The following is a 13,379-nucleotide window of genomic DNA, read 5'->3' on the forward strand; positions in this document are numbered from 1 at the left end:
CACCACTCATTCAATAAATCTGAGTGGTGTTGGCAGATTTAGTTCCGGGAGCTTAAAAACTCTTTGGAATAAGCCCGGTCTCTGCAGCAGCAATAAATTTTTAGTGTGGGAGCGGGCTTGCTCGCGATGGCATCAACGCGGTCATTGCGACAGACCGCGTCGCCTGCATCGCGAGCAAGCCCGCTCCCACATTCCCTCATTAATGCGCTTCATCCCAGTTGTTGCCCACGCCTACTTCAACCACTAGCGGCACATCCAGCTTCGCCGCTTCGCTCATGTGTATCCGCACTTCATCACGCACCTGGTCCACCAGGTCTTCGCGCACTTCGAGCACCAGTTCATCGTGTACCTGCAGGATGACGCGGGCATCGAGGCCTGAGGCGCTGAGCCAGTTATCCACAGACACCATGGCTTTTTTGATGATATCGGCTGCCGTGCCCTGCATCGGTGCGTTGATTGCCGTGCGTTCGGCGCCTTTGCGCAGCGCCGGGTTTTTCGCGTTGATTTCCGGCAGGTACAAGCGACGACCGAAAATGGTCTCGACATAGCCTTGCTCGGCAGCCTGGGTGCGCGTGCGCTCCATGTAGTCCAGCACGCCCGGGTAACGTGCGAAATAACGGTCGATATAGGCTTGCGACTGTTTGCGGTCGACGCCGATCTGTTTGGCCAGGCCAAAGGCGCTCATGCCGTAGATCAGGCCGAAGTTGATGGCCTTGGCACTGCGGCGCTGGTCGGTGGTGACGTCCGCCAGATCAACCCCGAACACCTCGGCAGCGGTGGCGCTGTGCACGTCCAGATTGTTGCGGAAGGCATGCAGCAAACCTTCGTCCTTGGCCAGGTGGGCCATGATCCGCAGCTCGATTTGCGAGTAGTCGGCCGCCAGCAGTTTGTAGCCTTTAGGGGCCACAAAGGCCTGACGGATCCGACGACCTTCGGCGGTACGGATCGGAATGTTCTGCAAGTTTGGATCACTTGAAGACAAACGACCGGTCGCCGTGACGGCCTGGTGGTAGGAGGTGTGGATACGGCCCGTACGCGGGTTGATCTGCTCAGGCAGGCGATCGGTGTAGGTGCTTTTCAGCTTGCTCATGGAGCGGTACTGCATCAGCACCTTGGGCAGCGGGAAGTCCTGCTCGGCCAGTTCTGCCAGCACGGCTTCGGCAGTCGAAGGCTGGCCTTTGGCCGTTTTGCTGATGATTGGCAGACCGAGTTTTTCATACAGGATCACACCCAGTTGCTTGGGTGAGCTCAGGTTGAACTCCTCGCCGGCAATGGCAAAAGCCTCACGCTCCAGCGCAACCAGCTTGTCACCCAGCTCAACACTCTGGATACCCAGCAGGTTGGCATCCACCAGCGCGCCCTGGCGTTCAATACGCGCCAGTACCGGCACCAGCGGCATCTCGATGTCCGTCAATACGCTGTTGAGGCTAGGGATCGCTGCGAGTTTTTCGTGCAGTACATGGTGCAGGCGCAAGGTCACGTCGGCATCTTCGGCCGCATACGGGCCGGCCTGCTCCAGGGAAATCTGGTCGAAGGTCAGTTGCTTGACGCCCTTGCCGGCAATGTCCTGGAAGCTGGTGGTGGTGTGGCCCAGGTATTTGAGGGCCAGGCTGTCCATATCGTGGCGGCTGCCCGTGGAGTCGAGCACATAGGACTCAAGCATGGTGTCGAAGGCAACGCCCTGAACCATGATCCCGCAGGATTGATCGCCACCGATGGCGCAGTTGGCCAGAATATTCATGTCGTACTTGGCGTGTTGTCCGACCTTGGCTTTGCTCGGGTCTTCCAGCAGCGGCTTGAGGGCACGCAATACCGTGTCGCGATCCAGTTGCTCGGGTACGCCCATGTAGGAATGGGTCAATGGAATGTAAGCCGCTTCGCCAGGCTTGACCGCGAACGACAGGCCCACCAGCTGCGCTTGCTGCGCGTCCAGGCCGGTGGTTTCGGTATCAAAGGCAATCAATTTGGCGTCGTTGAGTTTTTTTAGCCACACATCAAAGCGAGCCTGATCGAGGATGGTCTCGTACTGTTGCTCCGCTTCGGCGGGCGCTTCAGGAGCCTCATGCACAATCACCTGCCCGGCACGCTTGGCCTCGCGCTCAACTTCGGCAATCCAGCTTTTGAACTCAAGTTCGGTGTACAGCTCAATCAACTTTTCGCAGTCAGGCGCCTTGAGGTGCAAGTCTTCCAGGCCGATATCCAGCGGCACATCGATCTTGATCGTCGCCAATTGATAGGACAAAAACGCCATTTCGCGATGTTCTTCGAGTTTGGCAGGCAAGTTTTTGGCGCCGCGAATGGGCAGGGTCGGCACGATATCGAGCTTTTCGTACAGATCGACCAAACCACCGCCTACACCCACCAGCAAGCCGGACGCTGTCTTGGGACCAATACCAGGTACGCCTGGAATGTTGTCAGACGAATCGCCCATCAGCGCGAGGTAGTCGATGATCTGCTCGGGCGATACGCCAAATTTCTCTTTAACGCCCTCAATGTCCATCACGCTGCCGGTCATGGTGTTAACCAGCGTGATGTGGCCATCAACCAGCTGGGCCATGTCCTTGTCACCGGTGGAGATGACCACTGGTCGGTCTGCCGCGGCGCTGCTGCGGGCCAGCGTGCCGATGACATCATCGGCCTCCACGCCTTCAACGCACAGCAAGGGGAAACCCAGCGCAATCACACTGGCGTGCAATGGCTCGATTTGCACCCGCATGTCATCGGGCATGCTCGGGCGGTTGGCCTTGTACTCGGCGTACATGTCATCGCGAAATGTCCCGCCCTTGGCATCGAAAACCACCGCGAACGGGCTGTCCGGATACTGCTTGCGCAGGCTTTTGAGCATGTTCAATACGCCCTTCACGGCGCCTGTCGGCAGCCCTTTGGACGTAGTCAGCGGCGGCAGCGCGTGGAAGGCGCGGTACAGATATGAAGAACCGTCCACCAGGACGAGGGGAGCTTGGCTCATGAGCAGGATCAACCTTTTCGGCGAGTCCGGCGCTAGAATGTCCGGACCAATGACGACAAAGGGACAAGGTTATCATGCGCACACTCAATCGCCTGTTGCTGACCGGTTTGTTTGCATTCACTCCGCTGGTAACCTTCGCAGCAGATGAAGCAGTCACCGCCGATCCAGATGTAACCATTCGCACGGAAGGCGATAAAACCATTCAGGAGTACCGTCAAAACGGTTTCCTGTACGCCATCAAGGTCACCCCAAAAGGGGGCAAACCGTACTTCCTGGTACGGGCTGATGGTACTGATGCCAATTACATCCGTTCCGACCAGCCGGATATGCTGATTCCTTCGTGGAAAATCTTCGAATGGAAGTAGCGTCTTAACTTTAATTGGCGCCGCCTTGCGCGGCGCCCGTACTGGCAATTTAAATCATGTCTGTATTCACCCCACTGACTCGCAGCGAGTTGGAAACCTTCCTTGCGCCTTATGAACTCGGCCGTTTGCTCGATTTCCAGGGGATTGCTGCGGGCAGCGAAAATACCAACTACTTCATCAGCCTGGAGCGCGGTGAATTTGTCCTGACCCTGGTTGAGCGTGGGCCGGTCAAAGAGATGCCGTTCTTTATCGAGCTGCTGGATGTGCTGCATGACGCCGACCTGCCGGTGCCATTCGCCTTGCGCACCGTTGACGGCCAGGCCCTGCGCGAACTCAAGGGCAAGCCGGCGCTGCTGCAGCCGCGCCTGGCGGGCAAGCATATTCGTGAGGCCAACGCCCAGCATTGCGCCCAGGTTGGGGAACTGCTCGGCCACTTGCATACCGCGACCCGCAACAACGTACTGGAACGCAAGACAGACCGCGGCCTGGACTGGATGCTGGCTGAAGGTCCTGCCTTGATGGCTGGTTTGTCGCCTGATTCAGCAGATTTGCTGCAAAAGGCGCTGCAGGAAATTACTGAGCGCAAGGCGCAGATTCTGGCACTGCCCCGGGCGAACCTGCATGGCGACCTGTTTCGTGATAACGCGATGTTTGAAGGCACTCATCTGACCGGGCTGATCGATTTTTACAACGCCTGCTCGGGCCCGATGCTGTACGACGTGGCCATTGCCCTGAATGACTGGTGTGCAGACGAAGACGGTCAGATCGATGCTCCCCGCGCCCGTGCGCTGCTGGGCGCCTATGCCGCCCTGCGTCCGTTCACTGCCGCCGAGGCCGAGTTGTGGCCAACCCTGTTGCGCGTTGCTTGCGTGCGGTTCTGGCTGTCGCGCCTGATCGCAGCCCAGACCTTTGCCGGTCAGGACGTGCTGATTCATGATCCGGGCGAGTTTGAAAAACGCCTGGCTTTGCGTCAGACGGTGACCGTACAGCTGCCGTTCGCGTTGTAACAAACACTGAAATCAATTGTGGGAGCGGGCTTGCTCGCGATTGTAGCGACGCGGTGTATCTGAACAACCGCGTCGATCCAATCGCGAGCAAGCCCGCTCCCACAGAGGTTCTGGCAAGCCGCAACTTTTGTGAATGTCACACAATCTGTGGGAGTCGGCTTACAAGCTTTCCAGACACCCCGCCAGGTCATTGCCGAGTTTTTCCAGCAACTGCTCATACCCCTGCGCCGTCGCCGGGGTGTAGCCACCCAGGGCATCCAGCTCCGCCAACTTGACCGGTAACCCGGCTGTCAGGGTGTCCGCCAGGCGCGGACGCAGCGGCGGATCGCTGAATACACAGGTCTTGCCCACTTCCTGCAGACGCTTACGCATGGCGGCTACGTGCTGGGCGCCCGGCTGAACTTCCGAAGCCACACTGAAGGTTCCCGTGTGCTTGATGCCGTAAGCGCTTTCAAAATAGTCGTAGCCTTCGTGGAAGACGAAGAACGGTTTGTCGGCAATCCCGGCCATACGCTGCTTGAGGCGCGCATCCAGCCCGTCCAGGCGTTCGTTGAAAGCCTTGAGGTTACTCTGGTATTTGCCGGCATTGGCAGGGTCTTTTTCACTCAGGTCCGCCGCCATTTTCGCGGCGATCACCCGCGCATTGTCCGGAGCCAGCCACAAGTGTGCATCCAGGGTGCCGGGACGATGATCGTGATCATGTTCGGCGGCATCTTCTTCGTGCGAATGGCTATCTTCGGCGAAATGACGCAATTTCAAGCCCGGCAGGGTTTGTACCGTAACCGATGGCAGGGTGCGGCCCTTGATCACTCGTGGCAGAAACCCTTCCATGTCCGGACCGATCCAGTACAAAAGATCCGCCGACTGCACGCGCCGTACGTCGGATGGGCGCAGCGCATAGTTATGCGGTGAGGCATTGGGCGGTAAAAGCACCTCCGGATGCCCCACGCCGTCCTGCACGGCAGCGGCAATCAGTTGCAGGGGCTTGATGCTGGTCAGCACGTTGACCTCGGCCCGGGCCGGGCTGATCACAAGCAAACTGGCGCTTAGAGCAAGAAAAAGGGAAAAAAGACGGGGCACGATAAGCACTCATGATGGCTGAAACAGGTAACATAATAACGTCTCTCTCAATAATCGTCGCCGCCCATGCCTATAACACCGCTTGCCAGCCGTCCCCACGACCATTCTCATTGTGTCCATAGCGCCCTGACCGAGGCCGATGCCTTGTGTGCGCAAAAGGGCCTGCGCCTGACCGCCTTGCGTCGACGGGTGCTTGAGCTGGTGTGGCAAAGCCACAAGCCGCTGGGTGCCTACGACATTCTTGCAGTACTGAGCGAGCAGGATGGCCGTCGCGCTGCGCCGCCTACCGTTTATCGGGCTTTGGACTTTCTGCTCGACAATGGCCTGGTGCACCGCATTTCCTCACTCAACGCTTTTGTTGGCTGCAGCCACCCCGAGCACCCGCACCAGGGCCAGTTCCTGATTTGCCGCAACTGCCACGCCGCCATCGAGCTTGAGCAAAAGTCCATCAGCGACGCAATTATCAATAGCGCCCGGGATGTCGGCTTTACTGTCGAAGGCCAGACTGTCGAAGTGGTCGGTTTGTGTTCGGGTTGCCGGGAGGCCTGATGAGCGCTGCACTGATTCGCCTGCAACATGTCACTGTGACCTATGCCGGGCAAAACGTACTCGACAATATCGAGCTGAGCGTTGAACCGGGCCAGATCGTGACTCTGATCGGCCCCAACGGCGCCGGCAAGACCACGCTGGTCAAAGCCGTGCTCGGCCTGCTCAAGCCCACCAGCGGCAGCGTATGGCGCAAGCCCAAGCTGCGCGTGGGCTATATGCCGCAAAAGCTTCACGTTGACCCGACACTGCCATTGTCCGTGTTGCGCTTTTTGCGCCTGGTGCCCGGTGTAGACCGTGCCCAGGCCCTTGAGGCGCTAAAGGAAGTCGGTGCTGAAAAGGTCATCGATAGCCCGGTGCAAAGCGTGTCCGGTGGTGAAATGCAGCGCGTGCTGCTGGCCCGCGCCCTGCTGCGCAAGCCCGAATTGCTGGTGCTCGACGAGCCGGTGCAAGGCGTGGACGTGGCCGGTCAATCGGAGCTGTATGCCCTCATCACCCGCCTGCGCGACCGCCACGGCTGCGGCGTGCTGATGGTCTCCCACGATTTGCATCTGGTGATGAGCACCACCGATCAGGTGGTATGCCTCAACCGCCACGTCTGTTGTTCGGGCCATCCCGAGCAGGTGAGTGGTGACCCGGCTTTCGTTGAGCTATTTGGCAAAAACGCACAAAGCCTGGCGATTTATCACCACCATCACGACCATGCTCATGACTTGCATGGCTCAGTGGTTAGCGAAAATAACCCGGCGGCATCCGCCCACGTTCATGGAGAAGGCTGCAAGCATGGCTGATTTTCTGCTTTACGCCCTGCTGGCAGGTCTGGCTTTGGCAATAGTTGCAGGCCCTTTGGGGTCATTCGTGGTGTGGCGGCGCATGGCCTACTTCGGCGACACGTTATCGCACGCAGCCCTGTTGGGCGTAGCCCTGGGGTTCCTGCTGGATATCAGCCCGACCATTGCCGTGACCGTGGGCTGCCTGTTGCTGGCGGTGCTGTTGGTCACGCTGCAGCAGCGACAGTCGCTGGCATCCGACACACTGCTCGGAATTCTCGCCCCCAGCACCTTGTCCCTCGGGCTGGTCGTACTAAGCTTCATGCACGAAGTGCGGATCGACCTGATGGCGTATTTGTTTGGTGACCTGCTGGCCATCAGCCCAACCGACCTGATGTGGATCCTGGGTGGCAGCGCGACGGTTCTGGCCTTGCTGGTTGCACTGTGGCGACCATTGCTGGCGATCACCGTGCATGAAGAGCTGGCCATGGTTGAAGGCCTGCCCGTGGCGGCGTTACGATTGGCCCTGATGCTGTTGATTGCGGTGGTGATTGCCGTGGCGATGAAAATCGTCGGCGTGTTGCTGATTACCTCCTTGCTGATTATTCCGGCGGCCGCGGCCCAGCGTCATGCTCGCTCGCCGGAGCAAATGGCACTGGGCGCCAGCGCGCTGGGCATACTGGCCGTAGTGGGTGGCCTTGCACTGTCATGGTTTAAGGACACGCCAGCAGGCCCGTCGATTGTGGTGTGTGCCGCAGCACTGTTTTTGTTGAGTTTTGTTCTACCCCGTCGAGGGGTGTAGACTTGCTTGTTTTTTGCGCACTTAGAGAGCCGCAGGAATGAAGCTGTTCAACTCCCGTTACTTGCTCCTGGCCGCATTTTCCCTGCTGCTGGGCGCCTGCCAAAGCACGCCGTCGGCCGACACTACTGCCGCCGCCGCACGCGCTACGGCCATCGCACAGCTGGAGCAAAACCTGGCCAGCAGTGAACTCGCGACCGCTGAAGACCAATTGAGCGCCTTGCAGGCGCAAACCCCGGATGATCCGCAGTTGGTGCAGTACCAGCGCCAACTGGCCGAGGCCTACCTGCAACGCAGCCAGATCGTCCTGCAAAAGGGTGATGTCAACGCGGCAGCTACCGCCCTGAGCCGTGCCCGCGCCCTGATGCCCAAGGCCCCTGCACTGACCGGTGGGGTCAATAGCGCCATTGCCCAGGCCCGCAAGGCCGAGCTGGACAAGGCTGAAGCCGCCCTCAAGGCTGCCGAGGCCCGACCACCGGCCAAGGTGATCGACCCGGCGGCCGAAAGCACCACCGTTGCACTGAACATCAACGATATTGCCAAACTTCGCCATCAACTGGATTTGATCGCGCAAGATATCGTCAATTACCAGTGCGCCGTCAGCCTGCAGGTTCCGCGTACGGCGGATTATCCATGGCTGGCCACACTGATCAGCAAGCGGGTTAAAAAGATCGACCCCGAGTTTGACCTCAAGCTGAACCGTCAAGTCATTCGCCACGTACCCGCACAAATGGTGCTGATCCCCAGCAAACCGGAATAAAACATCCGGGCATGAAAAACCCGTAGCAGCCAAAGGCTGCTACGGGTTTTTTGTTTTCGGCTAGGCCGGTATTGCCTTGGCCCTGGCCTCCCGTGACCACACGCGGTGTTGCCCGATGGCTGCAAAAAAGGCTTTTAGATCCTGGGCATCCTTGATCGCCAGCAACCCTTCATCTGCCTGTAGGTGCAGCACGTCCAGCAGTTGTCTGGCATCACCCTGCAAGGCGATGGCCTTGAGGTGCTTGTACGCTTCCAGCAGGTAGTGCAAGGCCACTCCGTCGCCGCTCAGTGCCTTGATCGACGCCGCGCCACCCGGTACGTACACCGCGTCGAACGCCACCGAAGGCAAGCCTTCCATAGATGCATCCACAGCCAGCAATGTGCCGTCAGCGGTTTTCACCGGGGCTGACGTCGGGCCCAGCAATTTGGCGTGGGCACCCTCTGCTGCAAGCGCCTGTTTCAGCGCATCGATCGCTTTACCATCCACCCCGTTGGCCGCCAGGATCGCCACTTTTCGGGTTTTGATATTCCCCGCCAGCAGATTGGCCTGGCTCAGGGCCGGCGACTGGGTAAAGCGAGTCTTGCGCTCAGCTACCGTACCGGCCTTGGGTGCGGGCAAGCCCAGATTTTCGGCGACGCGCCTGGCCAGGCCCAAATCAATATTGGCCAGAATCTCATTCACCTGCCGCGCACGGATAGACTCGCGCTCAACTTTACCCAGCTCAAAGCTGTAGGCAGCAATGATGTGCTCTTGCTCATGGTTGCTCATGCTGTTGAAGAACAGCCGCGCCTGGGAGAAATGGTCACCGAATGATTCGCTGCGCTGACGGATTTTGTTGGCGTCGATGCGTTCCGGGTAACTCTCAAAACCGCCGTCACTGGCCGCCGGTGGGGTTTCTTTTGGCCAGCCGCCATCGATCGAGTTGGGTTCGTAAGCTGCACGCCCCTTGTGGAGGGTGCTGCGGTGTTGGGCATCACGCTGGTTGTTGTGGAATGGCGCCACCGGACGGTTGATCGGGATCTCATGAAAATTCGGCCCGCCAAGGCGACTGATCTGCGTATCCGTATAGGAAAACAGGCGCCCTTGCAGCAACGGGTCATTGGAAAAGTCGATCCCTGGAACAATGTGGCCAGGGCAGAAGGCGACTTGTTCGGTTTCTGCGAAAAAATTGTCCGGGTTGCGGTTGAGGACCATTTTTCCCAATGGCGTAATCGGTATCAGTTCTTCCGGGATCAGCTTGGTCGGGTCAAGGATATCGAAATCAAACTTATGCTCATCTTCCTCCGGGATGATCTGGACACCGAACTCCCACTCCGGGTAATCGCCCGTCTCAATGGCGTCCCACAGGTCACGGCGATGGAAGTCCGTGTCTTTGCCTGCGAGCTTCTGCGCTTCGTCCCACACCAACGAGCAAGTGCCTACACTTGGGCGCCAGTGAAATTTGACGAAGTTAGACTGGCCTTGCGCGTTGATGAAACGAAAGGTGTGCACGCCAAAGCCCTGCATGCTTCTCAGGCTTTTCGGAATGGCCCGGTCGGACATGGCCCAAATGACCATGTGAGCGGATTCCGGCACCAGTGAGACAAAGTCCCAGAAGGTGTCATGGGCCGAGCCGCCAGTAGGGATTTCATTGTGTGGTTCAGGTTTTACAGCATGTACAAAGTCTGGAAACTTCACCGCATCCTGTATGAAAAATACCGGCATATTGTTCCCGACCAGATCGAAGTTACCTTCGTCGGTGAAAAACTTGACCGCGAAACCGCGAACATCACGCACCGTATCCCCGGAGCCCCGCGGGCCTTGCACGGTGGAGAAGCGCACGAATACGGGGGTTTGCTTGCCGGGGTCCTGCAAGAATCCTGCTTTGGTCAGTGCGCTGTGGGACTTGTACGCCTGAAAATAACCATGAGCACCAGTGCCTCGCGCATGCACGATGCGCTCGGGAATACGCTCATGGTCAAAATGCGTGATCTTCTCGCGCATGATGAAGTCTTCGAGCAGCGACGGCCCGCGCGAACCGGCCTTGAGGGTGTTCTGATTGTCAGCAATCTTCACCCCTTGGTTGGTTCGTAAGGCCTGATCGGTGGCGTCGTCGCGAAAGGTTTCAAGGCTTTCCAGTTTGACGTTGGTGTTACCACGATCCAGGGTGTCGGTGCCGGCCATCTGGCTCTTGTTGGAAGACGGTTTTTTGCTGCTCATCAGACTAAACTCCTTGTATGCGAAAGCCCTGTGGTAAGGGCTTTGTAGACAAATACCGCCCAAGCGGATGCGAGTTGCTTAAGTACTGACGTCTGGCCGTTACCGTCGTTCCTTTTTTCTGACCTTTAGTCGTCTTATTGCCAAATCAAAGGTTTGTGCGCAAATAAATGCTAAGTGCATCTATACGGACAGGCTAAAATGCGCGCCCGGCTTACCGCTGAACTTCTATTTACGCGCCCACAAGGTTCGCTACGTGATTGAGTTTCATAACGTTCATAAAACTTACCGGGTTGCCGGTAAGGACATCCCCGCGCTGCACTCCACCACTTTGCGTGTTGAGAGCGGCCAGGTGTTCGGCCTGATAGGCCACTCCGGTGCGGGTAAAAGTACATTGCTGCGCCTGATCAACCGCCTCGAAACGCCGAGCGGCGGCAAAATCATCGTCGATAACGAAGACGTAACCGCGATGGACGCCAACGGCCTGCGCCGTTTCCGTCAGCAGGTCGGCATGATTTTCCAGCACTTCAACCTGCTGGCTTCCAAGACCGTGGCCGATAACGTCGCGATGCCTCTGACACTGGCCGGTGAATTGTCCCGCAGTGCCATTGATAAGCGCGTTGCAGAGTTGCTCGAGCGCGTGGGCCTGTCTGATCACGCCAAAAAATACCCGGCCCAACTTTCAGGCGGCCAAAAACAGCGTGTGGGCATTGCCCGTGCGCTGGCCACCAAGCCAAAAGTGTTGCTGTGCGACGAAGCCACCAGCGCCCTCGACCCGCAAACCACCGCCTCGGTGCTGCAATTGCTGGCCGAGATCAACCGTGAGCTGAAGTTGACCATCGTGCTGATCACCCATGAGATGGATGTTATCCGTCGCGTGTGTGACGAAGTGGCAGTGATGGACGCGGGGGTGATCGTTGAGCAAGGCCCGGTGGCCGATGTATTCCTGCACCCCAAGCACCCGACCACCAAACGTTTTGTGCAGGAAGACGAGCAGATCGACGAGAGTGAGCAGCGCGACGATTTCGCTCATGTACCTGGTCGCATCGTACGCCTGACCTTCCAGGGCGAAGCTACCTACGCACCGCTGCTGGGCACCATCGCCCGCGAAACAGGTGTGGACTACAGCATCCTGGCCGGTCGTATTGACCGCATCAAAGACACCCCTTATGGGCAATTGACCCTCGCCATCACCGGTGGCGATATGAAAGCGGCGTTCGCCCGCTTCGTTGCCGCTGACGTTCATATGGAGGTGCTGCGCTAATGGACGCTTTCTTGAGTTTTTTCTCCAATATCGACTGGCTGGAAATCTGGCTGGCTACCGGCGACACCCTGATGATGCTCGGCGGTTCGCTGCTGTTTACCATCGTGTTGGGCCTGCCGCTGGGCGTGCTGCTGTTTTTGTGCAGCCCGCGCCAACTGTTTGAGCAAAAGGCCGTGTACGCCTTTCTTTCGCTGGCAGTGAACATTTTGCGGTCGCTGCCGTTCATCATCCTGCTGATTGTGATGATCCCCTTCACGGTACTGATTACCGGCACCTCGCTGGGCGTTGCCGGCGCCATCCCACCACTGGTGGTCGGCGCCACGCCGTTCTTCGCCCGTCTGGTGGAGACTGCCTTGCGTGAAGTGGACCGCGGCATCATCGAGGCGACCCAGGCCATGGGCGCCAGCACGCGGCAGATCATCACCAGCGCCCTGTTGCCTGAGGCGCGCCCTGGTATCTTTGCGGCGATCACCGTGACCGCCATTACCCTGGTGAGCTACACCGCGATGGCCGGTGTGGTGGGCGCAGGTGGTCTGGGCGATCTGGCGATCCGCTTCGGTTATCAGCGCTTCCAGACCGACGTGATGATCGTCACGGTGGTGCTGCTGCTGATTCTGGTGCAGATTCTGCAAACCGTTGGCGACAGGCTGGTGGTGCATTTTTCGCGCAAGTAAGTACGCCCCGGATTAATAAACGTAACCGCCAGCCTGTGGCTGGCAGATACCTGATTTCAGGTATTCCCAAGGAGTTGCTGCATGAAGAAGTTATTTGCTGCTGTGGCCGCTGTTGCGGCGTTCTCGGCCCACGCGGGCGATCTGTCGGTTGCGGCCACCCCAGTGCCTCACGCCGAAATCCTGGAGTTCGTGAAACCTGCACTGGCCAAAGAGGGTGTAAACCTCAAGGTCAAGGTGTTCACCGACTACATCCAGCCAAACGTGCAGGTGGCCGAAAAGCGCCTGGACGCCAACTTCTTCCAGCACCAACCGTACCTGGATGAGTTCAACAAGGCCAAGGGCACCCACCTGATCAACGTTGCAGCCGTTCACCTGGAGCCGCTGGGCGCTTACTCGAGCAAGTACAAAAAGCTGGATGAAATCAAAGACGGTTCTACCGTGGTGATCCCGAATGACGCCACCAACGGCGGCCGTGCGCTGTTGTTGCTGGATAAGGCCGGGCTGATTACGCTCAAGGACAAGACCAACATCCTGTCGACCCCCAAAGACATTACCGCCAACCCCAAGAAGCTGAAGTTCCGCGAGTTGGAAGCAGCCACCATTCCACGGGTGCTGACCCAGGTTGATCTGGCGCTGATCAACACCAACTACGCGCTGGAAGCCAAGCTGAACCCGGAAACAGACGCACTGGTCATCGAAGGCAGCGACTCGCCTTACGTGAATATTCTGGTGGCTCGCCCGGATGACAAGGACTCGGCTGACATGCAAAAGCTGGTTGCAGCCCTGCACAGCCCGGAAGTGAAAGCGTTCATTCTTGAGAAGTACAAAGGCGCCATCGTTCCGGCGTTCTGACACCCACTGTCGGAGCAATCCCGCCCCTCTGTGGGAGCGGGCTTGCTCGCGATGGCATCATTGCGGTTTGTCTGAAAGACCGTGTCGCCTGCATCGCA

Annotated in this window: 12 protein-coding genes; 9 read left to right on the forward strand and 3 right to left on the reverse strand. The window is 58.5% G+C overall.

Annotated features, from left to right (window positions below):
• Positions 1-199: 199 nt before the first annotated feature.
• Entirely contained in the window at positions 200-2,968 is a 2,769-nt protein-coding gene (gene polA / locus GHN92_RS06845; protein ID WP_094999676.1) for a DNA polymerase I, read from the reverse strand.
• 74 nt (positions 2,969-3,042) lie between these two features.
• Between polA and GHN92_RS06850 the strand changes: the two genes are divergently transcribed.
• Complete coding sequence (locus GHN92_RS06850; protein WP_019828138.1) at positions 3,043-3,333, forward strand: DUF2782 domain-containing protein; 291 nt, start codon at positions 3,043-3,045, stop codon at positions 3,331-3,333.
• Between the two features lie 56 nt (positions 3,334-3,389).
• Entirely contained in the window at positions 3,390-4,340 is a 951-nt protein-coding gene (locus tag GHN92_RS06855) for a homoserine kinase (RefSeq protein WP_095020623.1), read from the forward strand.
• 159 nt (positions 4,341-4,499) lie between these two features.
• Here the strand turns inward: GHN92_RS06855 and GHN92_RS06860 are convergent, their stop codons facing one another.
• Positions 4,500-5,420 carry a zinc ABC transporter substrate-binding protein ZnuA gene (locus tag GHN92_RS06860; RefSeq protein WP_094999678.1) on the reverse strand — a complete coding sequence of 307 codons (921 nt, stop codon included), beginning with the start codon at positions 5,418-5,420 and terminating at the stop codon, positions 4,500-4,502.
• A gap of 66 nt (positions 5,421-5,486) precedes the next feature.
• Here GHN92_RS06860 and GHN92_RS06865 point away from each other — a divergent pair, with 66 nt between their 5' ends.
• From GHN92_RS06865 to GHN92_RS06880, 4 genes are read left to right on the forward strand one after another with little or no spacing between them, the layout of a single operon-like run.
• Positions 5,487-5,969, forward strand: coding sequence for a Fur family transcriptional regulator (locus GHN92_RS06865; protein WP_094999679.1), 483 nt, complete (start codon positions 5,487-5,489; stop codon positions 5,967-5,969).
• Entirely contained in the window at positions 5,969-6,757 is a 789-nt protein-coding gene (gene znuC, locus GHN92_RS06870) for a zinc ABC transporter ATP-binding protein ZnuC (protein ID WP_094999680.1), read from the forward strand. Before GHN92_RS06865 ends, znuC begins: the two co-directional genes overlap by 1 nt.
• Complete coding sequence (gene znuB, locus GHN92_RS06875; RefSeq protein ID WP_094999681.1) at positions 6,750-7,538, forward strand: zinc ABC transporter permease subunit ZnuB; 789 nt, start codon at positions 6,750-6,752, stop codon at positions 7,536-7,538. Before znuC ends, znuB begins: the two co-directional genes overlap by 8 nt.
• 37 nt (positions 7,539-7,575) lie before the next feature.
• Positions 7,576-8,295, forward strand: coding sequence for a PA5502 family lipoprotein (locus GHN92_RS06880; RefSeq protein ID WP_153379752.1), 720 nt, complete (start codon positions 7,576-7,578; stop codon positions 8,293-8,295).
• Positions 8,296-8,355: 60 nt separating this feature from the next.
• Here GHN92_RS06880 and katE read toward each other — a convergent pair whose 3' ends face one another.
• Positions 8,356-10,548 carry a catalase HPII gene (gene katE / locus GHN92_RS06885; protein WP_254925214.1) on the reverse strand — a complete coding sequence of 731 codons (2,193 nt, stop codon included), beginning with the start codon at positions 10,546-10,548 and terminating at the stop codon, positions 8,356-8,358.
• Positions 10,549-10,747: 199 nt separating this feature from the next.
• On the opposite strand from katE, the gene GHN92_RS06890 reads away from it, so the two are divergent.
• The 3 genes from GHN92_RS06890 to GHN92_RS06900 all read left to right on the forward strand — a co-directional run bounded on the left by GHN92_RS06890 (position 10,748) and on the right by GHN92_RS06900 (position 13,281).
• On the forward strand, positions 10,748-11,755 hold the full coding sequence (locus GHN92_RS06890; RefSeq protein WP_094999684.1) for a methionine ABC transporter ATP-binding protein: 1,008 nt from the start codon (positions 10,748-10,750) through the stop codon (positions 11,753-11,755).
• Positions 11,755-12,429: a methionine ABC transporter permease gene (locus tag GHN92_RS06895; protein ID WP_094999685.1), complete on the forward strand. Its 675-nt coding sequence runs from the start codon at positions 11,755-11,757 to the stop codon at positions 12,427-12,429. Before GHN92_RS06890 ends, GHN92_RS06895 begins: the two co-directional genes overlap by 1 nt.
• A gap of 81 nt (positions 12,430-12,510) precedes the next feature.
• The gene (locus GHN92_RS06900) at positions 12,511-13,281 is read left to right on the forward strand and encodes a MetQ/NlpA family ABC transporter substrate-binding protein (protein ID WP_094999686.1); all 771 of its coding nucleotides are present in this window, start codon (positions 12,511-12,513) and stop codon (positions 13,279-13,281) included.
• The last annotated feature ends 98 nt before the right edge of the window (positions 13,282-13,379 follow it).

This window comes from Pseudomonas sp. FSL R10-2964, assembly GCF_009600035.1.
In the GTDB taxonomy this organism is placed as follows: domain Bacteria; phylum Pseudomonadota; class Gammaproteobacteria; order Pseudomonadales; family Pseudomonadaceae; genus Aquipseudomonas; species Aquipseudomonas bubulae.